We start from the raw sequence: 25,194 nt of genomic DNA, 5'->3' as shown, positions 1-25,194 counted from the left end.
GGGGGCTGGTTAGCCGGAGAGAAGGCCGTTGGTGCGGGCGTGGTGCAGCGCCTGGGTGCGGCTCTTCACGCCGAGGCGACGGAACAGGCGCCACAGGTGCACCTTCACCGTGTGCTCGCTGATGTCGAGTTCGGTGGCGATGTCGCGGTTGCTCATGCCCTGGTCGAGCATGGCGATCAGCTGGGTCTGGCGCTTCGACAGCTTGCTGTTGGCGGCGGCCACCGGCTCTTCGGCGTCGGTGTCGGCCATCAGCAGGCCGCGCAGTGCGGCGGTGAGTTCGGCCGAGCTGGCCGATTTCTCGATGTAGGTGTCGGCGCCGGCCTCGATGCAGGCTTCTTCCATGTCGGCCGAGGGCGAGGCGGAATAGACCGCGATCGGCACGTCCGGGTAGGCCAGCTTGACCGCCACGACGCCCGAGACGCCGGTGGTGTCCGGCAGCTTGAGGTCGAGGCAGAAGAGGCCGGGCGCCCCGTGTTGCTTGACGGCCGCTGCCAGCTTGTCGAGGCGCTCGAGTTCGACGATGTTCTCGGCCGGCCGCAGGCGCCGCAGCACCATCACGATCGCGTCGCGCATCAGGGGGTGGTCGTCAATGACATAGATACTCATGATTTACTCGCAGTGTCCGCGGGTCGGGCGTTGCCCATCGCCGCGGGAAATTGACTCACTTCAACCCTCGCTCGCCGCATCGGCTGCAGCAAGCGCCTCCAGTGCGGCCGAAGCCGCACGCATACTTTCGTTGTCCAGTGGCTCGAGCTGCGCGGCGAGTTGCGCCAGGCCGTCTGCGCGCTGCTGGCGCAAGGTGCCGATGGCGCGGCCCGCCTCCTGCGGCGACGCGAACCCCCGGCTTTGTACCAGTTGGACCCCACTGGCGTCGAGCAACTTGAAATAGAACAGCCCGTCGCTGTCGCGGTATTGCTTGAAGCTCGGCCGCGCCACCTTGGCTGCCTTGCGGGCCACCGCCGGGTCGTGGCTGGCCAGGTTGCGCAGGCCGACCGCGTGGCGCACGCCCTCCATGAAGGGCCGCGACAGCGCGCGCGCCTTCTCGGCGCCGGTGCGCAGGATCCGCTCGATCTGGGCCGGGTCGTTGAGCAGGGCGTCGTAGTGGGCCCGCATCGGCGCGACTTCGCGGTCGATGCGCTCGAACAGCAGCTGCTTGGCCTCGCCCCAGGCGATGCCGGCGGCGAAGGCCTGGCGCAGGCTCTCGGTCTCCTCGTCGTCGGCGAAGGCCTGGTAGATCTGGAACAGCGCCGAGCCCTCGGTCTCCTTGGGTTCGCCCGGCGCGCGCGAATCGGTCACGATGCCGTTGATCAGCTTCTGCAGCTGGGCGCGCGGCGTGAAGAGCGGGATCGTGTTGTCGTAGCTCTTGCTCATCTTGCGGCCGTCGAGGCCGGGCAAGGTCGCCACCGAGTCGTCGATCTCGGCCCCGGGCAGCGTGAAGTGCTCGCCGTAGAGATGGTTGAAGTGCTGCGCCATGTCGCGCGCCATCTCGATGTGCTGCACTTGGTCGCGGCCCACCGGCACCTTGTGGGCGTTGAACATCAGGATGTCGGCGCCCATCAGCACCGGGTACATGAAGAGGCCGGCACTGACGTCGGCGTCCGGGTCCTCGCCGCGGGCGGCGTTCTTGTCGACCTGCGCCTTGTAGGCATGGGCGCGGTTGAGCAGGCCCTTGCCGGTGACGCAGGTCAGGAACCAGGTCAGCTCGGGGATTTCGGGAATGTCGGACTGGCGGTAGAAGGTGACGCGCTCCGGGTCCAGCCCGCAGGCCAGCCAGCTGGCGGCAATCTCGAGCGTCGAGCGCTGGATGCGTGCCGGCTCGTCGGTCTTGATCAGCGCGTGGTAGTCGGCCAGGAAGTAGAAGCTCTGGACGTCGTCGCGCCGGCTGAAGCGCACCGAATGGCGAATCGAACCGACGTAGTTGCCCAGGTGCGGCGTGCCGCTGGGGGTGATGCCGGTCAGGTAGCGGATGGGAGTGTCGGGAAGCAGGGCCATGGGAAGTTCAGCGGATGAGGGCGGTGAGCGGGCTCAGGAGCAGCGAGATGGCCTGGTAGCCGAAGGCCATCAGCGGGCTCAGCCACCAGGTGCTGACGACGCCGGCAATGACCAGGCCCATCACGATGAAAAAGCCGAAGGGCTCGATGCGGGCCAGGAACTCCTGGGGGCGGCCGCGCGGCAGCAGGCCGGCCAGCACGCGGCCGCCGTCGAGCGGCGGCAGCGGGAACAGGTTGAAGGCCCACATCACGAGATTGACCAGCACGCCGCCCTGGGCCATCTTGATGAAAAAGGTTTCATTGATGCCGGCGCCGACCAGGCCGACCAGGAACAGCGCCCAAAGAATGGCCTGGAAGAAGTTGGAGGCCGGGCCGGCCAGCGCGACCCAGACCATGTCGCGCTTGGGATGGCGCAGCCGGTTGAAATTGACCGGCACCGGCTTGGCGTAGCCGAACAGGAAGGCGCCCGAAGTGGCGAAATACAGCAGCAGCGGCATCAGGATGGTGCCGATGGGGTCGATGTGCTTGATCGGGTTGAGCGTGACCCGGCCCATCACATAGGCCGTGTTGTCGCCGAAATACCTCGCCACGTAGCCATGGGCGGCTTCGTGGATGGTGATCGCGAAGACCACCGGCAAGGCGTAGATCAGGACGGTTTGGATGAGATTTGAAATATCCACCGCCGGATTGTCTCAGACGGTCCGGATGTCCCTTGCGGGACTCACAGTCCCAGTACGGCCAGCGCGCCGCGGCCCTGCCGCACCAGCAGCGGTTCGCCGCCCGCACCCATGGGCGTGAGGTCGACCACGGTGGTTGGCTCGGAAGGACAGGCGCCGGCGTCGATCACGCCGCCGATCTGTTTCTCGAAGCGCTCGCGGATCTGGGTCGGGTCGTTCATGGCCTCGGTCTCGCCAGGCGGGATCAGCGTGGTCGCCAGCAGCGGCTCGCCGTGCAAGGTCAGGAGTTCGAGCAGCACCCGGTGGTCGGGCACCCGCAGGCCGATGGTCTTGCGCTGCGGATGGCTGACCCGGCGCGGCACCTCCTTGGTCGCCTCGAGCAGGAAGGTGTAGGGGCCGGGCGTGGCCGCCTTCAGCAGCCGGTACTGCTTGTTGTCGACCCGGGCGTAGTTGGACAGCTCGCTCAGGTCGCGGCAGATCAGCGTCAGGTGATGCTTGTCGTCGACCTGGCGGATCCGGCGCAGCTGGTCGACCGCGTCCTTGTCGTCGAGGTGGCAGGCCAGCGCGTAGCTGGAATCGGTGGGTACGGCGACGATCTCGCCGCGCGCCAGCAGGGCGGCGGCCTGCTTCAGCAGGCGCTGCTGGGGGTTGTCGGGGTGGACTTCGAAGAACTGGGCCATGGGGTCGATTCTGCCGCCTGGCGGCGGGGCACTGGTGAACCTTCGCGCAGCAGCGCTTCGGTATTCGCCTTGGGAGCGGCCCGGCGGCTCATGATTCAGCGGGCTCGATGGGCACCCGGCGTTCGCGGACCGTGAGCCAGGCGCCGGCCGCCCCGCAGACTGCGATCAGGCCCATGCCGATCAGCGAAATGCGGTCCGGCACATAGGAGAACATGACCCAGCCGCCCAGCATCGCGAAGGCGATCTGGGCATAGAGATAGGGTGTCAGGGTGGAGGCGGGGGCCCGCTGGTAGGCCAGGATCAGGATGAAATGGCCGACCGTGCCCATGAAGCCCATCAGGCACAGCAGGGCCCACCAGTGCCAGGAGGGCAGCGCGGTCCAGACGAAAGGCAGTGCGAAGGACGCCAGCAGCGCGCCGACCCAGCCGGTGTAGAAGTGCATCGTGAGCGGGTTCTCGGTCTGCGCCAGCTTGCTGGTCAGCACCTGGAACCAGGCGTTGGTCAGCACCAGCCCGATCGGCAGGAACATGGCCCAGCTGAAGGCTTCTCCGCCTGGGCGCAGGATCACCAGCGTGCCCGCGAAGCCGCCCGCGACCAGCGTCCAGCGCAGCGGCGACACGTGCTCCTTGAGCGTGGTGGCGGCCAGCAGCGTGATCACCAGCGGCGCAATCAGCACGATCGAGGTGAACTCGGCCAGCGGCATGTAGCGCAGGCTGAAGAAGGCCAGCGTGCTCGAGGCGAGCAGCAGGGCGCCGCGCAGCAGCTGGTAGCGCGGATGGCGGGTGCGCAGCAGCGCCGTGCCGTTGCGCGGCAGCAGCACCAGCGTGGTCGCCACCGCCTGGAACATGTACCGGACCCAGACGCCCATCAGGATCGGCACCGCCGCGGTCGACAGCTTGGTGGCGGTGTCCAGCGTGGCGAAGCAGGCGACCGCGAGCAGCACCAGCCCGATGCCGGCCAGGATCCGCTCGGATTCCAGGTCGCGCGTGCTCCTGCCGGCGGTGGCCTCGCTCGCCGACGCCATCACTGGATGCGGTGGGCCAGCAAGTCCCAGACCGGCGTCAGCTTGCCGGGCAGCGGCGGCAGCTTGCCGAGGTCGCAATGGCTTTCGTCGGGGCTGTGGAAATCGCTGCCGCGCGAGGCGGCGAAGTCGAACTCGAGCGCCTTGTCGGCGTACTCGACGTACTCGGCCGGCGTGTGGCTGCCGGTGACCACCTCGATCGCTTGGCCGCCATGGGCCTTGAACTCGACGAACAGGGCGTATTCCTCGTTGGCCGTGAACTTGTAGCGGCCGGGATGGGCGATCACGGCCATGCCCTTGGCCGCCGTGATCCATTGCACGGCATCCTTGAGCGTGGCCCAGCGGTGCGGCACGTAGCCCGGCTTGCCTTCGGTCAGGAACTTGCGGAACACCTCGGCGGTGTCGCGGCAATGGCCGGCCTCGACCAGGAAACGGGCGAAATGGGTGCGCGAGATCAGTTCGGGGTTGCCGACGAAGCGCAGCGCGCCCTCGTAGGCGCCGTGGATGCCGACCTTGGCCAGGCCTTCGGCCATTTCCTGGGCGCGCTTGCCGCGTCCGCCGCGGGTGTCGTAGAGGCCCTGGCTGATGGCGGCGTCGTCGGGGTCGAAGCCCAGCCCGACGATGTGGACGGTCTCGCCGGCGAAGGTGACCGAGATCTCGGTGCCCGTGAGGTACTTCAGGCCGCGCTCGCGGGCGGCGGCGGCGGCCCGGTGCTGGCCGCCGATCTCGTCGTGGTCGGTCAGCGACCAGAGCTCGACCCCGTTGGCGGCGGCGCGTTCGGCCAGCGCCTCGGGCGTCAGCGTGCCGTCCGACACCACGGAGTGGCAGTGCAGGTCGGCGTTGAGGATGGAGGTCACCGAGCGAGTTTATTCCTTCTCGGAATGGCTTGCGGCGGGCTCGGTTTCAGCGCTTCTTCCGGAACGCGACCCAGGCGGCGATGGCGGTGAAGGTCATCACGATGGCGACCACGATCCAGAAGCCGTGCTTGTGCTCCGCCAGCGGGATGCCGCCGACGTTCATGCCGAACAGGCCGGCCAGGATGTTGATCGGCAGGGCCAGCACGGTCACCACGGTCAGCACGAACAGGCTGCGGTTGTTGTCCTCGTTGACGTTGTCGGCGATCTCTTCCTGCAGCAGCTTGATGCGTTCCTGCAGCGCGCCCATGTCGCGCAGGACGACCGAGAACTCTTCGGTCGATCCGCGCAGCTCCTGGGCGTCGGGCTCGCTCATCCACGCGGGCGGGCTCTGCAGCAGCCGGAACAGCGCCGCCGGTTCGGGCGCCAGCAGGCGCTGCAAGCGCACCAGCACCCGCCGCAGCATCCCCAGCCGGGCCCGCTTGTGGTCGAGCCGGCCGGCCAGCAGCGCATCTTCGATGTCGTCGATCCGGGAGGTCACGCCGCGCACGATGCGCACCAGCACGTCGGCCTGCACCCGCAACAGGTGCTCGAGCAGCTCGGTGCTGGAGCGCGGCGCGTCGCCGGCCTTGACCGCGGTGCGCAGCGCGTCGACCGAGCGCAGCGGCTGGTTGCGGGCGGTGACGACCAGCCGCGGGCCGACGCTGATCCACAGGGTCGAGATGTCCGAGGGTTCGAAGCTGAACTCGAAGTGGACGTCGTTGATGACTGCGATCAGCGAGTCGTCGGCGCGTTCGATGCGGGTCGAGTGCAGCCCTTCCTTCAGGGTCTCGAAGAAGAGGTCGGACAGGCCGGCGTGGCGCTGCAGCCAGCGCTCGGCCTGGGCATGGCTCAGGTTGAAGTGCAGCCACATGTAGGCCCCGGGCGGCGTGCCCGCGGCCAGCCAGTCGGCGGCCTGGGCGGAATCGACCGCGCGGACCGGGGCGGGGGCGGCGGCATCGAAAAGGTAGCCGCAGATCAGGCCGGCTTCGTCGCTGCCGTAGGCGCCAGCGATCGAATTCATGGAGCGAGGGGCATGGTGGGAGTCGTGCCGATGGTGCGGGCCGCATGTGTCAGCCATGTGACGGCGCCGGATTGGCGTACTTTCTGTCACGCAATCGTCATCCGGCGGCTGCAGGATGAGGGATTGCCCTGCCTCCTACAGAGAAGACCATGACCCTTCCCAGCTCCCTCGGCGACCATGACGAACTGATGGCACGCATCGCCCGCGACCTGGTGGACAGCTACGACGAGGAGATCGAGCTCGAGCTCGAGGACCGCAACCTCGACGAGCTGGAATCGGGCACCATCACCGACAAGGCGGGCCGCCAGGCCTACTTCAAGGAGCTGTTCCGGCTCCAGGGCGAGCTGGTCAAGCTGCAAGACTGGGTGCAGCACAGCAAGCAGAAGGTCGTGATCCTGTTCGAGGGGCGCGACGCGGCCGGCAAGGGCGGCGTCATCAAGCGCATCACGCAGCGGCTCAACCCGCGCGTGGTCCGGGTGGCGGCGCTGCCGGCGCCGAACGACCGCGAGCGCACCCAGTGGTACTTCCAGCGCTACGTGGCGCACCTGCCGGCGGCCGGCGAGATGGTGCTGTTCGACCGCAGCTGGTACAACCGCGCCGGCGTCGAGCGGGTGATGGGCTTCTGCTCCGACGAGGAGTACGAGGAGTTCTTCCGCACGGTGCCCGACTTCGAGCGGATGCTGGTGCGCTCGGGTATCAAGCTGATCAAGTACTGGTTCTCGATCACCGACGAGGAGCAGCACATGCGCTTTCTCGGCCGCATCCACGACCCGCTGAAGCAGTGGAAGCTGAGCCCGATGGACCTGGAGTCGCGCCGCCGCTGGGAGGAGTACACCAAGGCCAAGGAAACGATGCTGGACCGCACCCACATCCCCGAGGCCCCGTGGTGGGTGGTGCAGGCTGTCGACAAGAAGAAGGCGCGCCTGAACTGCATCAGCCACCTGCTGGGCCAGATGCCCTACCACGATGTGCCGCATCCGCCGGTCGAGCTGCCGGCGCGGGTGCGCAATGCCGACTACCTGCGTCATCCGGTGCCCGCCAGCATGTACGTGCCGGAAAGGTACTGATCCGTTCCTTTCGTTGCCGGTAGCTGGGCAGGGGCGAAGCTGCTACCGTGTCCGCAACGATGTCCCGCCGCTCCCTTTCCCCCCTGACGCGCGCCTACGAGCGCAACCTGAAGGCGTTGACCAAGGTCGCGCTGGGCAGCGGCAAACGCATCGCCCGGCGGGTCAGCGATGCTGCGGCGCAGCAGCTCAAGCCGCCGCCGGGGCCTGGCGACTGGATCGCGGGCGCCGCGCTGGGACCGGCCGGGGCCCGGGCCTTCCACCTCTATCGGCCGCCCGCGCTCCAGCTGCAGCCGGGCGAGAAGCTGCCGCTCATGGTCATGCTGCACGGCTGCGCCCAGACCGGACGTGAATTCGCGATCGCCACCCGCATGAACCGGGTGGCGGACCGCGAGCGCTTCCTGGTCCTCTACCCGGAGCAGGATCGCCTCGCCAACGCGCAGGGCTGCTGGAACTGGTATGACCGCCGATCGGGCAAGGCCGATGCCGAGGCCGCCACCCTGATGGCCGCGATCGACCAGGTGCTGCTGCTCTATCCGGCCGATCGCGAGCGGGTGGCGGTCGCCGGCCTGTCCGCCGGCGCGAGCATGGCGGCCCTGCTGGCCACCCGCTATCCGCTGCGATTCCGGGCGGTGGCCATGCATTCGGGCGTGGCGCCGGGTGCGGCCAAGTCGCCGGCCACGGCGCTGGGTGCCATGCGCGGGCGGCACGTGCCGCCGATGCCGGCCACCGCGGTCGGCAAGGCGATGGGCGCCGCGGCGGTCTTCGGCACGCTGCCGCCGCTCTTGATCCTGCATGGCGATGCCGACAGCGTGGTGGCGCCGAGCAACGCCGGCAGCAGCGCCGAGGTCTGGGCCGTGGCCACCGGCAGCCGGCCCGGCGCCGCCCGGGCGCTGCAACGGGGCAAGCGGCATGCGATGCGGGTCACCGACTACCTGCGCGCCGGCCAGGCCGTGGTGACGCTGTGCGAGATCGCCGGGCTGGGCCACGCCTGGAGCGGCGGCGCGTCCAGCATGCGCTTCACCGACGCGGCCGGGCCCGATGCCTCGAAACTGGTGTGGGCCTTTGCGGCGCGCCAGTTCCGGCGCACCATGACGACCCCCTAGCGTCGACCTGCCGGAAACCGCCGATGCCCACCATTGCCTACGACGCCAGCCGGATCGCGCTCTACACGCCCGAGCGGCACCCGACGCTGTTCGAGGCCGGCCGCGCCCACACGCCCGTTCAATGGGCGGTCGAAGCGGCACGGCTGGCCTATTACCGCGCCGAGGAGTCGGAAGCCGAACGGCTGCGGCTGGCCGAGGCGCTGGGAAGCGCCGGCTTCGGTGCGCCGACGTTTTTCAGGGACCACGCCACCTGCGCCTTCGGCACCTCGAACGCGGGCGACGGCACCGCGCTGATCGCGTTCCGCGGCACGCAGCCCGACGAGATCCGTCACCTGGCGACCAACCTGCAGGCCCAGCAGACCGAATGGAGCGAAAGCGGCGGCCGTGTGCATGCCGGATTCGCCAAGGCCGCGCGGTCGGTGTTGCCGCAGGTGCGCGACTGGCTGGGTGGCGAGGCGCGGCAGCACAGCCGGCTGATCCTGGCCGGCCACAGCCTGGGCGCGGCGCTCGCCACCCTGGCTGCCACCGTGCTGCAACCGGCCCTGACCGTGACGCTCGGTTCGCCCCGGGTCGGCGATGCCGATTTCGTCGCGGCGCTGGCCGAGCTGCACGTGATGCGCATCGTCGACGGCTGCGACGTCGTCACGCAGCTGCCGCCGGCGCTGTCCTTCTATGCCCATGCCGGGGCCGTGCGCTACATCCGCTGCCTCGACGGCGTCTGCGTGGACGACCCGAGCCCGTCCGAGATCGAGGCCGACCGGCTCCAGGGCCGCGCCCGCTACGCGGCCGAACACGCCTGGCGGCCGGGGTCGGTGCTGCTGCGCGAGCTGGCGGACCACGCGCCGATCAACTACGTGCGCGGGTTTTTCTAGCGCCCCTGTTGCGAGCCGAGCGGCCCCGGCCGGCGCAGCCAGGCCCGTTGGTGAAACACCGCGGAACTGGCTTTGCCAGGCCGCAGGTGTTGCCCCCGGTAGGGGGTGGGCGCCCCGACACGAAGTGCGGGGCAACCTGGGGGCGAGCCAACTTGTACGCCACCCGGCGTATTTCCGCCGTGGCAGCCGGTGCGCAGACTCTCTCCATCGTTCCAACCAAACCAGGAGAAGGTAGCCACCATGCAACGTCGATTCACACTCAAGGCGATGACCGCCGCTGTCGCTCTCGCGAGCCTGTCCGCCGTGCCTGCCTTCGCGCAGGACACCATCAAGGTCGGCATCCTGCATTCGCTGTCGGGCACGATGGCGATCTCCGAGACCGTGTTGAAGGACACGGTGCTGATGGCCATCGACGACATCAACGCCAAGGGCGGCGTGCTGGGCAAGAAGCTCGAGCCCGTGGTGGTCGACCCGGCTTCCAACTGGCCGCTGTTCGCCGAGAAGACCAAGCAGCTGCTGGGCCAGGACAAGGTGTCGGTGATCTTCGGCTGCTGGACCTCGGTCTCGCGCAAGTCGGTGCTGCCGGTGCTGGAAGAAATGAACGGCCTGCTGTTCTACCCCGTGCAGTACGAGGGCGAAGAGCTGAGCAAGAACGTGTTCTACACCGGTGCCGCGCCCAACCAGCAGGCGATCCCCGCGGTCGACTACCTGATGAGCAAGGAAGGCGGCGGCGCCAAGCGCTGGGTGCTGCTGGGCACCGACTACGTCTATCCGCGCACCACCAACAAGATCCTGCGCGCCTACCTCAAGAGCAAGGGCGTGGCCGACAAGGACATCGACGAGAAGTACACGCCCTTCGGCCACAGCGACTACCAGACCATCGTCGCCGACATCAAGAAGTTCTCGGCCGGCGGCAAGACGGCCGTGGTGTCGACCATCAATGGCGACTCCAACGTGCCCTTCTACAAGGAACTCGGCAACGCCGGCCTGAAGGCCAAGGACGTGCCGGTGGTGGCCTTCTCGGTCGGTGAAGAAGAACTGCGCGGCGTCGACACCAAGCCGCTGGTCGGCCACCTGGCCGCCTGGAACTACTTCATGAGCCTGAAGAACCCGACCAACACGGCCTTCATCAAGCAGTGGAGCGACTACGCCAAGGCCAAGAACATCCCGGGCCACAAGGACAAGCCGCTGACCAACGACCCGATGGAAGCCACCTGGATCGGCATCCACATGTGGAAGCAGGCAGTCGAGAAGGCCAAGAGCACCGACACCGACAAGGTGATCGCTGCGATGGCCGGCCAGACCTTCAACGCACCCTCGGGCATCGTCTCGAAGATGGACGAGAAGAACCACCACCTGCACAAGAGCGTGTTCATCGGCGAGATCAAGGCCGACGGCCAGTTCAACGTGGTGTGGAAGACGCCGGGCCCGGTGCGCGCCAAGCCGTGGAGCCCGTTCATCGAAGGCAACGACAAGAAGCCCGACTACCCCTCTGGCAAATCCATGTAAGTTGGCCTGCAAGCGGCGCGCCACGGCGCGCCGCTTCATTGCGGAGCCTGTCTTCGCCCTTTCGATTCTCCTCACCGGCCCGCCTATGCTCCGGACTTTTCTTTCATCCGCTCTCGCCGCCTGCCTGCTGGTCACCGGCGTGGCCCACGCGCTGACCGCCGACGAGGCCAAGGCCATCGCCTCGGGCGAATCCGAAGCCCGCATCGCAGCGCTCAACAAGGCGGTCGCCACCGCCGACGAGAAGACTGCGGCCTTCATCCAGGCGATGTCGGACGATGCGGTCAAGTTCACGGCCGACAAGGTGTTCGTCATCAAGGACGACAAGGCCTTCGACCCGGTCACCGGCGCCGAGCAAAAGCTGCCCGACGACGCCGAGGACGTGGTCAACAACAACATGATGCGCGGCGCGCTGGATGCCGCGCAGGCCGCCCTCAAGCTCACCAGCAAGGACGACGCGGTGCGCGCCGAGGCGGCCCAGGCGCTCTTCAAGGAGCCCGACGAATCGCGCCTGCCGTTGGTCGAGAAGGCGCTGGCCGCCGAGGCCAACCCGAAGATCAAGGCCCAGCTCGAACTGGTGCGCGCCGCCAGCATGCTCAGCAGCACCGACAAGGACAAGCGCCTGGCCGCCGCCAGCGACCTCGGCGCCAGCCGCAGCCCCGAGACCAAGCTGCTGCTGAACCAGCGCCTGGCCGACGAGACCGAGGCCGACGTCAAGGCCGCCATCGTGGCCTCGATCCGCAGCATCGACGGCTCGCTGGTGTGGGGCGACCGCATCAACGCGATCTTCAGTGGCATCAGCCTCGGCTCGGTGCTGCTGCTGGCGGCGCTCGGCCTCGCGATCACCTACGGCCTGATGGGCGTGATCAACATGGCGCACGGCGAGCTGATGATGATCGGCGCCTACGCCACCTACGTGATGCAGGGCATCTTCCAGCGCTACTTTCCCGAGTCGGCCTTCGGCTGGTACCTGGTGGCGGCGATCCCGGTGGCCTTCCTGGCCTCGGCGCTGGTCGGCGCGGTGCTCGAGCGCGGCGTGATCCGCTTCCTGTACGGCCGGCCGCTCGAGACGCTGCTGGCCACCTGGGGCATCTCGCTGATGCTGCAGCAGCTGGTGCGCTCGCTCTTCGGCGCCCAGAACGTCGGCGTCGAGAACCCGTCCTGGATGAGCGGCGGCCTGACGATGCTGAGCAACGTCGTGCTGCCCTGGAACCGCATCTGCATCATCATCTTCGCGGGCCTGGTGCTGCTGGCGATGGGCTGGCTGATCGGCCGCACGCGGCTCGGCCTGTTCGTGCGCGGCGTCACGCAGAACCGGCCGATCGCCTCCTGCATGGGCGTCAACACGGCACGCATCGACACCTACGCCTTCGCGCTCGGCTCGGGCATCGCCGGGCTGGCGGGCTGCGCCCTGTCGCAGATCGGCAATGTCGGGCCGGATCTCGGCCAGAGCTACATCGTCGACTCGTTCATGGTGGTCGTGATGGGCGGCGTCGGCCAGCTCGCGGGCACGGTCTACGCGGCGATGGGCCTGGGCATCCTGAACAAGTTCATCGAAGGCTGGGCCGGCGCGGTGCTCGCGAAGATCGCGGTGCTGGTCTTCATCATCATCTTCATCCAGAAGCGTCCGCAGGGCATCTTCGCAATGAAAGGCCGGAGCGCAGAGGCATGAGCAATTCAGCAGTACTACCTTCGAAGGGGCCGCTACTGAGCGGAAAGGGCTGGACGGTGTTCTTCGTCGCCCTGATCGCGGTCTGTGCGCTGGCGCCGGTGCTCAACATCCTGGTGCCGACCGGCAGCGCGCTGCACATGAGCGACTACGCGGTGGCGCTGGTCGGCAAGATCATGTGCTACGCCATCTGCGCGCTGGCGATGGACCTGATCTGGGGCTACACCGGCATCCTGTCGCTCGGCCACGGCATGTTCTTCGCGCTCGGCGGCTACATGATGGGCATGTACCTGATGCGCCAGATCGGCCGCGACGGCAACTACAAGAGCGACCTGCCGGACTTCATGGTGTTCCTCGACTGGAAGACGCTGCCCTGGCACTGGACCTTCAGCGACAGCTTCATCGCCACCCTGGTGCTGATCGTCGCGGTGCCGGGCCTGATCGCCTTCGTGTTCGGCTTCTTCGCCTTCCGCTCGCGCATCAAGGGTGTGTATTTCTCGATCATCACGCAGGCCATGACCTTCGCCGCGATGCTGCTGTTCTTCCGCAACGAGACCGGCTTCGGCGGCAACAACGGCTTCACCGACTTCAAGCGCATCCTGGGCATCCCGATCCAGACCCAGGAGATGCGCATGACGCTGTTCGCGCTCACGGGGCTGACCTTGCTGGGCTTCTTCCTGTTCTCGAAGTGGCTGATCGGCAGCAAGTTCGGCCGCGTGCTGCAGGCCATCCGCGACGCCGAGACGCGGGTCATGTTCTCGGGCTACAACCCGCTCGGCTACAAGCTCACGATCTGGGTCATCTCGGCCATCATGTGCGGCGTGGCCGGTGCCTTGTACGTGCCGCAGGTCGGCATCATCAACCCGGGCGAGATGAGCGCCGCCAATTCGATCGAGATCGCGATCTGGGCGGCGGTCGGCGGCCGGGCGACCTTGATCGGACCGATCATCGGCGCCTTCATCGTCAACGGCGCGAAGAGCTGGCTCACGGTGGCCTATCCCGAGTACTGGCTCTATTTCCTCGGTGCGCTGTTCATTGCCGTCACCCTGTTCCTGCCCGACGGCATCGTCGGCCTGGTCAGGAAGTGGATGGCCCGGGCCAAGGCGCCGAGCGAAGGCCGGCGCGAGGCCCGGCGATCGATGGCGGTGGAGCAGGGCGTCGAGCCGGCGGCCGTGACGCCGACCCCGCAACCGCTGGGCGTCGAACCGAAGGGAGCCCGCGCATGACCCCCGACCTGATGGAAGCCGGCGCCGAGCGCGTGGCGCGGCATGCCCACCACATCGACCAGGCGCTGCAGACCGAATCCGGCGGGCGCGCGGCGGGCTACGGCCGGCATGCGACCGGCGAGGTCGACGTCACGCACGGCCGCATCCTCTACCTGGAAGACGTCAGCGTGAGCTTCGACGGCTTCAAGGCGATCAACAAGCTGTCGCTCGACATCGCGCCCGGCGAGCTGCGCTGCATCATCGGCCCCAACGGCGCCGGCAAGACCACGATGATGGACATCATCACCGGCAAGACGCGGCCCGACGAAGGCACCGTGTTCTTCGGCAGCACCATCGACCTGCTGCGCCACAAGGAGGCCGAGATCGCGCAGCTCGGCATCGGCCGCAAGTTCCAGAAGCCGACCGTGTTCGAGCACCTGACGGTGTTCGAGAACCTCGAGCTGGCGCTCAAGACCGACAAGGGCGTCAAGGCCTCGATGATGTTCAGGCTCGACTCGGCGCAGGCCGACCGGCTGGCCGAGGTGCTGCACACCATCCATCTCGAAGACAGCGTGCTGCGGCTCGCCGGTAACCTGAGCCATGGCCAGAAGCAGTGGCTGGAGATCGGCATGCTGCTGATGCAGGACCCGAAGCTGCTGCTGCTCGACGAGCCGGTGGCGGGCATGACCGACGAGGAGACGGCCCGCACGGCCGAGCTTTTCCTGAGCCTGAAGGGCAAGCATTCGCTGATGGTGGTGGAGCACGACATGAGCTTCATCCGCACCATCTCGGAGATCGTCACCGTGCTGTGCGACGGCGCGGTGCTGGCGCAGGGCACGTTGGACGAAGTGCAGGCGGACGAGCGGGTGATCGAGGTCTACCTCGGCCGCTGACCAGGAAGGACAACCATGCTCAGCGTCAAGAACATCCACCAGTACTACGGCGGCTCGCACATCCTGCGCGACGTCAGTTTCGAAGCCCGGCTCGGCAAGGTCACGGTGCTGCTGGGCCGCAACGGCGTCGGCAAGACCACGCTGCTCAAGTCGCTGATGGGCCTGGTGCCGATCAAGAGCGGCAGCATCGAGTTCGACGGCTCGCCGATCCAGAAGAAGACGCCCTACGAGCGGGCCCGCGCCGGCATGGGCTTCGTGCCGCAGGGACGCGAGATCTTCGCCCGCCTGACGGTCGAGGAGAACCTGCGCATGGGCCTGGCCTACAAGTCGGGCGGCACGCCGATCCCGCCCGAACTCTACGAGCTGTTCCCGGTGCTCAAGCAGATGCTGAACCGGCGCGGCGGCGACCTCTCGGGCGGCCAGCAGCAACAGCTGGCGATCGCGCGCGCGCTGGCGCCCAAGCCGAAGCTGCTGATCCTCGACGAGCCCACCGAAGGCATCCAGCCGAGCATCATCAAGGACATCGGCCGCGTGATCCGCATGCTGGCCGACCGCGGCGACATGGCGATCGTGCTGTGCGAGCAGTACTACGACTTCGCCCAGGAGCTGGCGGACGACTACCTCGTGATGGAGCGCGGCGAGGTGATCGCGCGCGGCCTCGGCAAGGACATGGAAGCCCAGGGCGTGCGCCAGCTGGTGGCCATTTGATCACCGGGTCGCGGCGCCCTGCGCCATCCGCTCGCGGGCCAGGACCGCGAAGGCCTGCAGCTCGGCTGCATTGAGGTCCGACACCGCCCAGGCCTGCATCCCGCCCTCGGTCCAGTGCACCAGGTTGTAGCCGCGCTTCACCAGCGACTGCGGCGCGCGGGCCCTGGCGTCGGCCGCGGGCCAGACGAACAGGTTGATCACGTGCGGGCCCGATTGGTAGACCAGTGCGGCGACCGGATGTCCGTCGACGTAGTCCAGCCGGCCGCCGGTAAGCGGCAGGCCGTCGGACGCCAGGTCGACCACCGGCGGCGAGAAGTCCAGCTTGCCGGCGAACCAGGGCTTGACCGTGTGGTGGTCGGAGGAGGCCACGTCGGCCAGGTGCGCGCCCATCAGCGAGCGCACATGGCTGTCGGTGAGGGCGTCGCCGGTGGCGTCCGCCACCGGCGCCACGAGCAGCGCCAGCGCCAGGCCCCAGGCCGTGGCCGCACCGGCGCCGAACAGGGCCAGGGCCTGCAGCCAGCGGGCCGGGAGCGATCGGGAGGCGCCCGGCGACGCGGGCGCCTCCCGGCCCCGCAGGTCGGCCCGGATGCGGTCGGCCAGCGCCGCGGACGGCGCGTGCCGGGTGCCCTCGCGCCGGATCAGCGCCCCCAGTTCGTCGTCGTCAACTGTTTGCATCACGCCTTCCTTGCTTCTGTTCGTGCGGCACTTCCGCCTGCAGCGCGGTGCGCAGCAGGGCCCGGGCCCGCGACAGCCGCGACATCACGGTGCCGATCGGAATGCCGGCGACGCGCGCGATGTCCTCGTACGACATCTCCTCCAGTTCGCGCAGGACGATGACCTCGCGGAACGGCGGCGCCAGGGCTTCGATGGCGGCATCGACGCGCTGGCCGCGGGCCTGCCGTTCCCAGGCCAGCGCGGGGTCGCTGAACGCCGCTGCGGCGTCGCCGCTGTCGCGCAGCTCGTCGAACTCGACCTGGTCGGCCAGGTGGCGGTGCTGGCGCATCCAGTCGTAGCAGGCGTTGCGCACGATGCCCAGCAGCCAGGGGCGGGCCGCATCGCCGCGCAGATCGTCAAAGAAGCGGAAGGCGCGCAAAAAGGCCTCCTGCACGGCGTCCTCGGCCTGCCGGTCGTCGCGCAGCAGCCAGCGCGCGAGGTTGTACGCGGCAGGCAGGTGCGGCAGGGCCGCGGCTTCGAATCGACGGGTGCGGTCGTTCAACGGGTTCCTTCCCTTGCTTGACGGACCGGGGCCGCTGCTTATTCCCGTGAAGTCGGGAATAGCCGGGACGCCGGCTGCGTCATGCCCATTGCGATTCTGATCCTTTCCCCGTTTTCAAGGAGCCCCCATGAAGCGTCATCCGATTCTCGCCACCGCGCTGGCCGCCCTGATGCTGGCCAACCCCGCCTTCGCCGCCGGTCCCAAGGCCTATGTCGGCAACTTCAAGGACAACACCGTCAGCGTGATCGACACTGGCGCGCAGCGCCTGATCGCGACCGTGCCGGTGGCCGCCGGGCCCGACGGCATCGCGGTCGGCCGCAACGACCGCCAGGTGTTCGTGAGCGGCGCCAGTGCCTCCAGCCTGAGCGTGATCGACACCGCCACCGACCGCATCGTCGACACCGTGGAAGTGGGCAAGGGACCGCAGGGCCTGGCCCTGACGCCCGACGGCCGCTGGCTGCTCGTGGCCGTGAACGGCGAGGACCGGGTCGCGTTCGTCGACGCCGCCACCCATGCGGTCGCGGCGAGCGTGCCCGTCGCCAAGCCGCACACGCTCACCGTCTCTCCGGACGGCAAGAGGGCCTACGTGTCCTCGCAGGCGCCCGGCAGCTTCGCGCTGGTGGTGATCGACCTGCCGACGCGCGCGGTGGCCGCGAGCGTGCCGCTCGAGAAGACGCCGCGCGACCTCGAACTCAGTCCCGACGGCAAGACGCTCTATGTGACGATGGCCGGCCTCAGCGCGGTGCAGGTCTTCGACACGGCATCGAACAAGCTGCTGACGCAGATTCCGACCGGCGTCTCGCCGCACGTGGCGCACCTGTTTGCCGGCGCGCGCGCCGGCGTCGTGGTGGTGCAGGGGCCGGGCGAGCTGATGCTGTTCGACCCGGCGACCCAGGCGCCGACCGGCAGCATCGCGGTCGGCAAGCAGCCGCACTGGGTCGACATGCTGCCGGGCGGCAAGAAGGTGCTGGTCACCAACGAGGGATCGAACGACGTCAGCCTGGTCGACCTCGCGGGCGGCCCGGTGGTCACGATCCCGGTGGGCAATGCGCCGCGCAAGGTGGCGGTGCAGCACCGGGCCGCGGGCGGCAGCGCCAAGGTCTCGATCAACAACTTCGCCTTCGGGCCGGCGCAACTCGCCATCAACGCCGGCGACAGCGTGACCTGGACCAACGACGACGGCGCCCCGCACGGCCTGGCCTTCAACGACGGCGCGCCGGGCACCACGGACATGCTGCCGGGGCAGAGCTTCAGCCGCGTGTTCGCCAAGGCCGGCGTATTCGACTACGTCTGTTCGGTGCACCCGTACATGATGGCGCGGGTGACAGTGCAGTAGTTCAGTGCTGGAGGATCTTCGACAGGAACTGCTGCGCCCGGTCCGAGCGCGCGGCCGCGCGATCATCGAGTGAGGTCCGAGCCGAGCGGCGGCGCCACTTCCTCCAGCGGCTTGCGCTCGGCGTCGACGGCGTAGCGCAAGGCCAGCAGCCCCGCGAAGATCACCAGCCCGGCGCCGATCGCGTAGCCGACGGCGACCGCGCCGCGGCTGCCGGTGTCGATCAGGGCGCCGAACAGCACCGGCGCGACGAATCCGCCGGCGCCGGTGCCCACCGCATAGAAGATCGAGATCGCGACCGCGCGCATCTCGAGCGGAAACACCTCGCTGACCGTGAGGTAGGCCGAACTGGCGGCCGCCGATGCGAGAAAGAACACGGCCGACCAGCACAGCGCCTGGCTGCGGGCGTCGAGCCATCCCTGCATGAAGGCCCAGCCGGTCAGCGCCAGGCCGACGCCCGACAGCACATAGGTCAGCGCGATCATCTGGCGCCGGCCGACCCGGTCGAACAGCGGGCCCAGCAGCAGCGGGCCGAGCACGTTGCCGAGCGCGAAGGGGAAGATGTAGAGCGCGACCCTTTCGGCCGGCACGCCGTGGAAGCGGGTCAGCACCAGGGCGTAGGTGAAGAAGATCGCGTTGTAGAAGAAGGCCTGCGAAATCATCAATGCCAGCGCCACCGCGCTGCGCCGCGGGTAGCGCCGCAGCAGCACCTGGGCCACCTCGCGCCAAGCGGGGCTGGCACGGCCGCCGAAGCTCAGGTGGCCGACCGCCGGCGCGAGCGGCCCGTGCTGCGCGGTCACCTCTGCCTCGATCCGCTGCACGATGCGCTCGGCCTCCTCGGCGCGGCCGTGCGCGATCAGCCAGCGCGGGCTCTCGGGCACGTCGCGCCGCACCAGCAGGATGGCCACGGCCAGCAGCGCGCCGAGCCCGAAGGCGGCACGCCAGCCCCACACCGGGCCGAGCACCTGGGGATCGAGCAGCCACAGGCTCAGCCCGGCGCCGAGCGCGGCGCCGATCCAGAAGCTGCCGTTGATCGCCAGGTTGACGCGGCCGCGCACCCGCGCGGGGATCAGCTCGTCGATGGCCGAATTGATGGCCGCGTACTCGCCGCCGATGCCCAGGCCGGTGGCGAAACGGCACAGCGCGAAGAAGACGAAGTTGGGCGAGAAGGCGGTGGCCAGCGTGGCCGCGGCATAGACCGCCAACGTGATGAGGAACAGCTTTTTGCGACCCAGCCGATCGGCCAGGCGACCGAACACCAGTGCACCGATCACGGCGCCGCCGATGTAGAGCGAGCCGGTCCAGCCGATCTGGGCCCCGCTCAAGCCCAAGGTGTCGGGCCGTTCGAGCACGCCGCCGATCGATCCGACCAGGGTCACCTCCAACCCGTCGAGCACCCAGGCCACGCCGAGCGCGATCACCACGCGCCAGTGCCAGCGCGACCAGGGCAGGCGGTCGAGACGGGCCGGGATGTCGGTGCGGGTCATCGCGGCCAGTCTAGGGCGTGTTCACCCTATTTCCAGGGATCGCGTTGCCCGGCCAAGGGACTGGATGCAAGGCGCCTGCGCGCAGCAAGGCCGAAGCCTTGCAAGCGCGGGCAACGCCGCAGACGGCCCCTTGGCCGGGCAACCCGAAGGGAAGGCATGCCAAGGCGGGCCACTCCGCGTTGCACTCCTTGCATGTGCCAACGCACATGCGGCGTCGCGCGCCTTGATTGGCCCGCCTTGGCATGCCTTCGCGACCCTGGAAATAGGGTGGACACGCCATAGGCAGTGTCGCTGCGCGCCCCCGTCGGACGGGAGCCCTACATCGACCAGATGCGCGGCGGCTCGCCGGTCATCTGCCAGAGCTCGGCCCGCCAGGCCTTCCAGACCTGGCGCAGCAGCTGCATCGCCGGCTCGACCACCGGGGCCAGGACGCGCAGCACGATGATCTCCGGATGCGGGCTGGTGGCGCCGGCACGCTCGTTCAGCTCGTGCGCCTCGATCAGCGCGCGGGCGGCGTCGAGCGCCGCATCGCGCCGGGCGCGCGGCAGCGGCGTGCCGGCGACGAAGAAGATCGACGCCAGGCAGCGCTGGCCCGCCAGCCCGAGCGGGCTTTGCAGCAGGCGCCCATCGGCGGCGTCGATGCGCCCGCGCTCCAGCCATCGGCCCGGCGCCTCGATGTGCTGCTGCAGCGTGCCGCGCTCGAAGGGCTTGCCCGCGTTCGGCAGCCCGAGCGCCGTGACGTCCCAGCCGATCAGCTCGGCGCCTTCCGCGACGCGCAGGGTCAGCCGGTTCTCGGCCCGGCAGCCGCTGAAGCAGATCGCCTCCAGCGGCAGCCATTCGAGTCGGGCACCGGTCTCGAGGTGCAGGTCGGTGCGCTGCAGCGCCAGCTCGCCGTCCGAGCGGTAGAAGCGCGAGGCGCCGGGCGTGGTGATCAGCCCGTGGCTGCCGGCCGCGGCCCGCACCCGGATGTCCAGCGTGTCGCCGCCGACCAGCCCGCCGGGTGGGTGCACCAGCACGTTGTGGCAGACCGCATCGCCCTCGGGGTAGAGGCTCTGCAGGATCCGCAGCGGGCCTTCGTGGCGAAAGCGGGCCACGCTGCGGGCGTGTTCAAGTTGGTAGTCGAGGTCGAGTCGCGCGTGCCAGGGCATGGGCACCGAGTGTAGGCACTCAGAGGAGCGACTTCTCCTGCGCCCGGGCCAGCGCACCGATCCGGTTCTTGACGCCGAGCTTGGCGAAGATGTTGTGGAGGTGCCATTTCACCGTCGCCTCCGAGAGGAACAGGCTCTGTGCCAGCTCGCGGTTGCCGAGGCCGGCCTTGAGAAGCCGCAGGATCTTGATCTCGCGCTCGGTCAGTTCCTCGGCTTCGCTGCGCTCGTGCGGCGGCTCCGGCGCGGCGGCGGCGACCGGCGTGCGGCCCGCCGCTGCGAGCAGGCGGCGCAGGTAGTCGTCGACGCCGGGCGGCGCCACCGGCCGGCGGGCGGCGATCGCCTCGACCAGATCGAGCAGCTGCGGCTCGGCATCGACCAGGCTGCGCAGCAGGCCGCAGCGGGCCGCCAGGGCCAGCGCATCGTCGAGCGTGCGCAGGGCCAGGGCCGGATCGTGCGAGCGGTGCTGGTGCAGGGCCCGCAGCAGCAGCAGGCGCGCCTGCTGCGCCTGGTGGCCATCGCGCTGGGCGCGCCGCAGCGCATCGTTGAGGGCGCCGGCTACGGGCGCGCCGCCGCCTTGGGCCAGCCGCAGCCGCAGGATGGCCAGGCCGACGCTGTCTTCCTCTGCCGCCACGGCGCCGGCCGGGGCCGCACCGCCGTGGCCGATGAAGCCGTAGGACTGCGCGAGCTTGAGCGCATCGTCGAGCGAGGCCGCCGAAAGGCGCAGCACGCAGCGCTCGGCGGCCAGGATGCGCGCCAGCCGCGGCAGCCGCAGGCGGTGGCCGAGCGATTCGCCTTCGAGCAGGCAGCTGTCGGCGGCCGCCAACTCGCCGCGCAGCCGCAGCAGCCGGGCCCGCGTGAGGTAGCCGGCGGCGCTCATCTCGACCAGCCCGTGCTCGTCGATGAAAGGCAGGCCGAGGTCCAGGTAGTGCTGGGCCTGGGCGAGCTCGCCCTGCTCGTAGCAGACCTCAGCCGCCAGCAGCGTCAGCATCGAGCCCGCATAGGAAGCGACGCCCAGGCTGGGCTCGACCGTCGCCAGGCCGAGGCGGGCCTGGGCCATTGCCTCGGGCAGGTCGCCGCGGCGCATCGCGATCACCATCGCCAGCGCGCTGGCCCAGGCCAGGCCGTAGTGGGCGCCGCATTCCTCGAAGGCGCGGCGGGCGATCGCCAGCGCCTGCAAGCCCTGCTCGAAGGCGTCGCTGGCCGAGCAGCCGGCCGCCAGCACGTTGGCCACCACACCGGTGCGGAAGGCTTCGGCCCGGGGCCAGGACTTGAGCCAGGCCTCGCTCGCGGATTTGGCCAGGAGCGGCTGGTCGGACAGTGCGAAGTACACGCAGCGGATCATCTCGACCACGCAGCGCACGCCGTCGTCGCCATCGTCGACGCAGGCGCTCTCGAGCGCGCGCAGTTCCTGGTCGGCCTCGGCATGGCGGCGGGTCAGCACCAGCGACCAGGCATGGCCGGTGCGGATCTTGGGCCGCGCATGGATCAGCGCCTGCGGCAGCCGCGTGAGCCAGCCGAGCAGCGTGGCGTGCTCGCCGCGGTACTGCACCAGCTCGCCCGAGAATTCAGCCACCAGGTCGGCGGCGCGTTCGATGTCCTGGCCGTCGAAGGCATAGCGCACCGCCTCGTGCGGCAGCCGATGCCGGTTGAACCAGTCGCTGGCGCGCAGGCAGATCGCCCGCGCCGCCTCGCCCGGGCGCTCCTTGCCGCGCCCGCGCAGGTAGTCGGCGAACAGGTGGTGGTAGCGGAACCAGGTGCGCGAGCGATCGAGCCCCGAGAGAAACAGGTTTCGGGCCTGGATCTCGGCCAGCATCGCATGGCTGTCGTCGCGCTGCAGCACCTCGTCGCAGAGCTCGGCGCAGAAGCGGTCGAGCCCGGCGGTGTCGAGCAGGAAATCGCGCAGCGCGGGCCGCAGGCTGTCGAGCACCTGCTCGCCGAGGTAGTCCGTGATGTCGCGGTCGGTGCCCGAGAAGGCCGCCAGGAATGCGCCCCGGTCGCCGCTCTCGCGCAACGCCAGCGAGGCCAGCTGAAGGCCGGCGATCCAGCCTTCGGTACGCTCGTGCAGCGTCTGGAGCTGGCTGCGCTCCAGTGGCGCGCCGCTGACGCGGCCGACGAAGTCGGCGGCCTCGTCGAGACCGAGCCCGAAGTGCGAGGCGTCCAGTTCGAGCAGCTCGCCGCGCAGCCGCAGCTGGCTCAGCGACAGCGGCAGCCGGGTGCGGCTGGCGATCACCAGGCCGATGGTCGGGGGCAGGTGGCCGATCAGCCATTCGAGCTTGCGGTGCACGCCGTCGTCATGCACCAGGTGGAAGTCGTCGAGCACCAGCAGCAGTCGATGGTCGTGGCCCATCAGGTCGTGCAGCAGCGAGGCGACCACCGCATCGGGCGAGGCCATCGTGCCGCCGTCGGTCTGTGCGAGCGCGCTGCGGCCGAGCCGGGCATCCGCGTGGTGCAGGGCGGCCGCGACATAGCGCACGAAATGCAGCGGATCGTTGTCCTCGGCGTCGAGGCTGAGCCAGGCGCAGGTGATGCCGTGTGGCTCCAGCTGTGCCACGAACTGGGCCAGTGCCGTGGTCTTGCCGTAGCCGGCCGGCGCGGTCGCGCTGATCACGCGCTGCATCAGGCCCGCGTGCAGCCGCGTCGAGAGCGCGGAACGCGCGAGCAGGCGCAGCGACAGCTGCGGCGGCGCGAGCTTCGATTCGACCAGCACGGCCGCCGATGTGGGCCTGTCTCTGTCTCTGTCTCTGTCTCTGTCTCCCGATCTGCCTGTCGCCCGCGCCATGGGGGTTCCTTGCTGCAACGAGGGGCGAGTAGTGTGCCTCATCCGGTGCGCCAGGCAAGCGTCCAGTGCACCGGCAGGGCGGCCAGCCCGGCCTCCGCCGCCTGCATGCGCGCTTCGGCCCCCGGCCCGCCGGGCCGTGCGGCGGTGATGCGGGCTTCCAGCCCGTGCTTCGGATGCGGCTCGACCGCGACCTGCACCTCGACCTCGCCGCAGGCGGCGCGCACCGCCTCGGCCAGCGCCCGCGCGATCGCCTGCTGGCGCAGCGCGGGCTTGAAAATCTTGTTGACCGCGGTCAGCGGCATCGCGTCGAGCACCACCACCTCGACCGGCACCGCCGCCCGCTCGGTGATCGTGCTGCGCGCATGCGCGAGCAACTCGGCCGGATCGCACTGGGCGCCCTTGCGCAAGGTCACGTAGGCGATCGGCAGCTCGCCGGCGCGCGCATCGGGCTTGCCCACGGCGGCCGCGATATCGACCGCCGGATGGCGCATCAGGCCTTCCTCGATCATGGCGGGGTCGATGTTGTGGCCGCCGCGGATGATCAGGTCCTTGGCCCGGCCGGTCAGCCAGAAGTAGCCCTTGGCATCCTGCCGGCCGAGGTCGCCGGTGTTGAGCCAGCCGTCAGCCAGGCAGACGCCGCGGTTGTCGCTGTCCTTCACGTAGCCCGCGAAGACGAAGGGGCCGCGCAGCAGGATCGTGCCGATCTCGTCGACCGCCGCCTCGCGCTCCATCTCGCCGTCGGCGCCGAGTTGCGCCACTTTCATCTGCTGGTAGGGCAGGCGCAGGCCGATGGAGCCGATCGCGCGTTCGCCGTCGCGCGGGTTGATCGAGCTGACGCAGGTCGCCTCGGTCATGCCGTAGCCCTCGAGCAGCTTGAGGCCCGTGGCCTGCTCGAAGCGCTGGAACAGCTCGGGCGCGAGCGGCGCGGCGCCGCAGATCGCGAACCGCAGCGAACCGATGTCGGCGCCGTCGCGCGGCACGTTGAGCAGGGCGGACAGCACCGTCGGCACCGCGCTGAAGAAGGTCGCCCGATAGCGCTCGACCGACCGCCAGAAGGCCGCGAAGGTGCGCGGGTCGCGATAGCCCGAGGGCGACAGCAGCACCACGTGCGCGCCGACGCCGAAGGCGGCGAGCCCGGTGATCAGCATCGCATTCGAGTGGAACAGCGGCAGCCCGCACAACAGCGTGTCGCCGGCGCCGATGTCGGCGACGGTGGTCAGCGACCAGGCATTGGCGGCTTCGTTGAAATGGGTGCGGCGCGCCAGCTTGGGCGTGCCGGTGGTGCCGCCGGTGTGGAAGTACGAGGCCACGTCCTCGCCCCCCGGCGGCGTGCCCAGCAGCCTGTCGCCCGGCTGCTGGGCCAGCAGCGCGTCGAAGTCCAGCGCCCAGGGCGGACACAGCCCGAGACCGCCGATGCGCAGGACGGCGCGCAGCGTCGGCACGCGCTCGCGCAGGGCCTCGACCTTTTCCCAGATTCCGGGCTGCGCCTGCCGCCCCTGCGCCACCAGAACCACCGTGCCCGCGGCGTTGAGGATGCCGGCCATGTGCTCGACTTCGAGGAACGGGTTGACCGGGTTCACGATGCCCACGGCCTCCGCGCCCCAGAGCGTGAAGTGCGTCTCGGGCAGGTTCGGCAGCAAGTACGAAACGACGTCGCCGCGCCCCACGCCCAGGCCCGCGAAGACGTTGGCCGCTTGCGTGATTCGCTGCAGCAGCGTGGCGTAGTCGAAGCGCGTTTCGCCGTCCGCCGGGTCGCCGGTCGGCACGAAGGTCAGGGCCGGTGCGCCGGGCGTGGCCGCCGCTTGCCGCGCGATGGCGGCGTAGCTCGACACCGGCCGCTCGAGGCGGGCCTCGATCGGCACGGCCTCCAGCGCCTCGACGTCGGCCAGGTTGCGCAGGGGCGCGCGAAGGCTCGTCATCTG

22 protein-coding genes are annotated in these 25,194 nt (G+C 69.5%); 9 read left to right on the top strand and 13 right to left on the bottom strand.

What is annotated here, in order from left to right; all coding sequences use genetic code 11:
• Window positions 1-9 precede the first annotated feature (9 nt).
• From QTI68_RS18075 to QTI68_RS18045, 7 genes are all read right to left on the bottom strand, one after another.
• Window positions 10-606, bottom strand: coding sequence for a LuxR C-terminal-related transcriptional regulator (locus tag QTI68_RS18075; RefSeq protein WP_286369234.1), 597 nt, complete (start codon window positions 604-606; stop codon window positions 10-12).
• 60 nt (window positions 607-666) lie between these two features.
• A complete protein-coding gene (locus QTI68_RS18070) occupies window positions 667-1,992 on the bottom strand; it encodes a tryptophan--tRNA ligase (protein WP_286523282.1) in 1,326 nt (441 codons plus the stop codon).
• 7 nt (window positions 1,993-1,999) lie between these two features.
• Entirely contained in the window at window positions 2,000-2,671 is a 672-nt protein-coding gene (locus QTI68_RS18065) for a site-2 protease family protein (protein ID WP_286523281.1), read from the bottom strand.
• Between the two features lie 41 nt (window positions 2,672-2,712).
• The gene (locus QTI68_RS18060; RefSeq protein ID WP_286523280.1) at window positions 2,713-3,348 is read right to left on the bottom strand and encodes an L-threonylcarbamoyladenylate synthase; all 636 of its coding nucleotides are present in this window, start codon (window positions 3,346-3,348) and stop codon (window positions 2,713-2,715) included.
• A gap of 88 nt (window positions 3,349-3,436) precedes the next feature.
• The gene (locus QTI68_RS18055) at window positions 3,437-4,372 is read right to left on the bottom strand and encodes a DMT family transporter (protein WP_286523278.1); all 936 of its coding nucleotides are present in this window, start codon (window positions 4,370-4,372) and stop codon (window positions 3,437-3,439) included.
• On the bottom strand, window positions 4,372-5,226 hold the full coding sequence (locus QTI68_RS18050) for a 3',5'-nucleoside bisphosphate phosphatase (RefSeq protein WP_286523277.1): 855 nt from the start codon (window positions 5,224-5,226) through the stop codon (window positions 4,372-4,374). Before QTI68_RS18050 ends, QTI68_RS18055 begins: the two co-directional genes overlap by 1 nt.
• Before the next feature lie 46 nt (window positions 5,227-5,272).
• Window positions 5,273-6,286, bottom strand: a complete 1,014-nt coding sequence (locus QTI68_RS18045) for a transporter (protein WP_286523276.1) — start codon at window positions 6,284-6,286, stop codon at window positions 5,273-5,275.
• A 149-nt stretch (window positions 6,287-6,435) separates the two neighbouring features.
• On the opposite strand from QTI68_RS18045, the gene ppk2 reads away from it, so the two are divergent.
• The 8 genes from ppk2 to urtE all read left to right on the top strand — a co-directional run bounded on the left by ppk2 (window position 6,436) and on the right by urtE (window position 15,309).
• On the top strand, window positions 6,436-7,353 hold the full coding sequence (gene ppk2, locus QTI68_RS18040) for a polyphosphate kinase 2 (protein WP_286523275.1): 918 nt from the start codon (window positions 6,436-6,438) through the stop codon (window positions 7,351-7,353).
• A 59-nt stretch (window positions 7,354-7,412) separates the two neighbouring features.
• On the top strand, window positions 7,413-8,456 hold the full coding sequence (locus QTI68_RS18035; RefSeq protein WP_286523273.1) for an extracellular catalytic domain type 1 short-chain-length polyhydroxyalkanoate depolymerase: 1,044 nt from the start codon (window positions 7,413-7,415) through the stop codon (window positions 8,454-8,456).
• A 23-nt stretch (window positions 8,457-8,479) separates the two neighbouring features.
• Window positions 8,480-9,328: a lipase family protein gene (locus QTI68_RS18030; protein ID WP_286523271.1), complete on the top strand. Its 849-nt coding sequence runs from the start codon at window positions 8,480-8,482 to the stop codon at window positions 9,326-9,328.
• Window positions 9,329-9,568: 240 nt separating this feature from the next.
• Window positions 9,569-10,837 (top strand): urea ABC transporter substrate-binding protein, encoded by a 1,269-nt coding sequence (gene urtA / locus QTI68_RS18025; protein WP_286523270.1) that lies wholly within the window; start codon window positions 9,569-9,571, stop codon window positions 10,835-10,837.
• Between the two features lie 85 nt (window positions 10,838-10,922).
• Window positions 10,923-12,506: an urea ABC transporter permease subunit UrtB gene (urtB, locus tag QTI68_RS18020; protein WP_286523269.1), complete on the top strand. Its 1,584-nt coding sequence runs from the start codon at window positions 10,923-10,925 to the stop codon at window positions 12,504-12,506.
• On the top strand, window positions 12,503-13,729 hold the full coding sequence (urtC, locus tag QTI68_RS18015) for an urea ABC transporter permease subunit UrtC (protein WP_286523268.1): 1,227 nt from the start codon (window positions 12,503-12,505) through the stop codon (window positions 13,727-13,729). The genes urtB and urtC overlap by 4 nt, the downstream gene beginning before the upstream one ends.
• Window positions 13,726-14,601: an urea ABC transporter ATP-binding protein UrtD gene (gene urtD / locus QTI68_RS18010; RefSeq protein WP_286523266.1), complete on the top strand. Its 876-nt coding sequence runs from the start codon at window positions 13,726-13,728 to the stop codon at window positions 14,599-14,601. Before urtC ends, urtD begins: the two co-directional genes overlap by 4 nt.
• A gap of 15 nt (window positions 14,602-14,616) precedes the next feature.
• Complete coding sequence (urtE, locus tag QTI68_RS18005) at window positions 14,617-15,309, top strand: urea ABC transporter ATP-binding subunit UrtE (protein ID WP_286504985.1); 693 nt, start codon at window positions 14,617-14,619, stop codon at window positions 15,307-15,309.
• Here urtE and QTI68_RS18000 read toward each other — a convergent pair whose 3' ends face one another.
• On the bottom strand, window positions 15,310-15,984 hold the full coding sequence (locus tag QTI68_RS18000; protein ID WP_286523265.1) for an anti-sigma factor family protein: 675 nt from the start codon (window positions 15,982-15,984) through the stop codon (window positions 15,310-15,312).
• The gene (locus tag QTI68_RS17995) at window positions 15,971-16,525 is read right to left on the bottom strand and encodes a sigma-70 family RNA polymerase sigma factor (protein ID WP_286523263.1); all 555 of its coding nucleotides are present in this window, start codon (window positions 16,523-16,525) and stop codon (window positions 15,971-15,973) included. Before QTI68_RS17995 ends, QTI68_RS18000 begins: the two co-directional genes overlap by 14 nt.
• Window positions 16,526-16,652: 127 nt before the next feature.
• Between QTI68_RS17995 and QTI68_RS17990 the strand changes: the two genes are divergently transcribed.
• Window positions 16,653-17,861 (top strand): YVTN family beta-propeller repeat protein, encoded by a 1,209-nt coding sequence (locus tag QTI68_RS17990; protein ID WP_286523262.1) that lies wholly within the window; start codon window positions 16,653-16,655, stop codon window positions 17,859-17,861.
• Between the two features lie 62 nt (window positions 17,862-17,923).
• Here the strand turns inward: QTI68_RS17990 and QTI68_RS17985 are convergent, their stop codons facing one another.
• The 4 genes from QTI68_RS17985 to QTI68_RS17970 form a co-directional block, all read right to left on the bottom strand.
• Window positions 17,924-19,345: an MFS transporter gene (locus QTI68_RS17985; protein WP_286523260.1), complete on the bottom strand. Its 1,422-nt coding sequence runs from the start codon at window positions 19,343-19,345 to the stop codon at window positions 17,924-17,926.
• Between the two features lie 317 nt (window positions 19,346-19,662).
• On the bottom strand, window positions 19,663-20,493 hold the full coding sequence (locus tag QTI68_RS17980; RefSeq protein WP_286523259.1) for an urease accessory protein UreD: 831 nt from the start codon (window positions 20,491-20,493) through the stop codon (window positions 19,663-19,665).
• A 19-nt stretch (window positions 20,494-20,512) separates the two neighbouring features.
• Window positions 20,513-23,200 (bottom strand): winged helix-turn-helix domain-containing protein, encoded by a 2,688-nt coding sequence (locus QTI68_RS17975; RefSeq protein WP_286523257.1) that lies wholly within the window; start codon window positions 23,198-23,200, stop codon window positions 20,513-20,515.
• A gap of 110 nt (window positions 23,201-23,310) precedes the next feature.
• Complete coding sequence (locus tag QTI68_RS17970) at window positions 23,311-25,191, bottom strand: acyl-CoA synthetase (RefSeq protein WP_286523255.1); 1,881 nt, start codon at window positions 25,189-25,191, stop codon at window positions 23,311-23,313.
• Window positions 25,192-25,194 lie beyond the last annotated feature (3 nt).

The organism is Variovorax sp. J31P207, from assembly GCF_030316965.1.
Lineage (GTDB): Bacteria > Pseudomonadota > Gammaproteobacteria > Burkholderiales > Burkholderiaceae_C > Variovorax > Variovorax ginsengisoli_B.
Note: the sequence above shows the minus strand (reverse complement) of the source record. Positions and strands in the feature narration are given on the sequence as shown.

Bases quoted from the DNA above. Each gene is read 5' to 3' on its own strand.
- QTI68_RS18075 (WP_286369234.1), bottom strand. From the start codon at position 606: ATGAGTATCTATGTCATTGACGACCACCCCCTGATGCGCGACGCGATC.
- QTI68_RS18070 (WP_286523282.1), bottom strand. From the start codon at position 1,992: ATGGCCCTGCTTCCCGACACTCCCATCCGCTACCTGACCGGCATCACC.
- QTI68_RS18060 (WP_286523280.1), bottom strand. From the start codon at position 3,348: ATGGCCCAGTTCTTCGAAGTCCACCCCGACAACCCCCAGCAGCGCCTG.
- QTI68_RS18055 (WP_286523278.1), bottom strand. From the start codon at position 4,372: ATGGCGTCGGCGAGCGAGGCCACCGCCGGCAGGAGCACGCGCGACCTG.
- QTI68_RS18045 (WP_286523276.1), bottom strand. From the start codon at position 6,286: ATGAATTCGATCGCTGGCGCCTACGGCAGCGACGAAGCCGGCCTGATC.
- ppk2 (WP_286523275.1), top strand. From the start codon at position 6,436: ATGACCCTTCCCAGCTCCCTCGGCGACCATGACGAACTGATGGCACGC.
- QTI68_RS18035 (WP_286523273.1), top strand. From the start codon at position 7,413: ATGTCCCGCCGCTCCCTTTCCCCCCTGACGCGCGCCTACGAGCGCAAC.
- QTI68_RS18030 (WP_286523271.1), top strand. From the start codon at position 8,480: ATGCCCACCATTGCCTACGACGCCAGCCGGATCGCGCTCTACACGCCC.
- urtA (WP_286523270.1), top strand. From the start codon at position 9,569: ATGCAACGTCGATTCACACTCAAGGCGATGACCGCCGCTGTCGCTCTC.
- urtB (WP_286523269.1), top strand. From the start codon at position 10,923: ATGCTCCGGACTTTTCTTTCATCCGCTCTCGCCGCCTGCCTGCTGGTC.
- urtC (WP_286523268.1), top strand. From the start codon at position 12,503: ATGAGCAATTCAGCAGTACTACCTTCGAAGGGGCCGCTACTGAGCGGA.
- urtD (WP_286523266.1), top strand. From the start codon at position 13,726: ATGACCCCCGACCTGATGGAAGCCGGCGCCGAGCGCGTGGCGCGGCAT.
- urtE (WP_286504985.1), top strand. From the start codon at position 14,617: ATGCTCAGCGTCAAGAACATCCACCAGTACTACGGCGGCTCGCACATC.
- QTI68_RS18000 (WP_286523265.1), bottom strand. From the start codon at position 15,984: ATGCAAACAGTTGACGACGACGAACTGGGGGCGCTGATCCGGCGCGAG.
- QTI68_RS17990 (WP_286523262.1), top strand. From the start codon at position 16,653: ATGAAGCGTCATCCGATTCTCGCCACCGCGCTGGCCGCCCTGATGCTG.
- QTI68_RS17985 (WP_286523260.1), bottom strand. From the start codon at position 19,345: ATGACCCGCACCGACATCCCGGCCCGTCTCGACCGCCTGCCCTGGTCG.
- QTI68_RS17980 (WP_286523259.1), bottom strand. From the start codon at position 20,493: ATGCCCTGGCACGCGCGACTCGACCTCGACTACCAACTTGAACACGCC.
- QTI68_RS17970 (WP_286523255.1), bottom strand. From the start codon at position 25,191: ATGACGAGCCTTCGCGCGCCCCTGCGCAACCTGGCCGACGTCGAGGCG.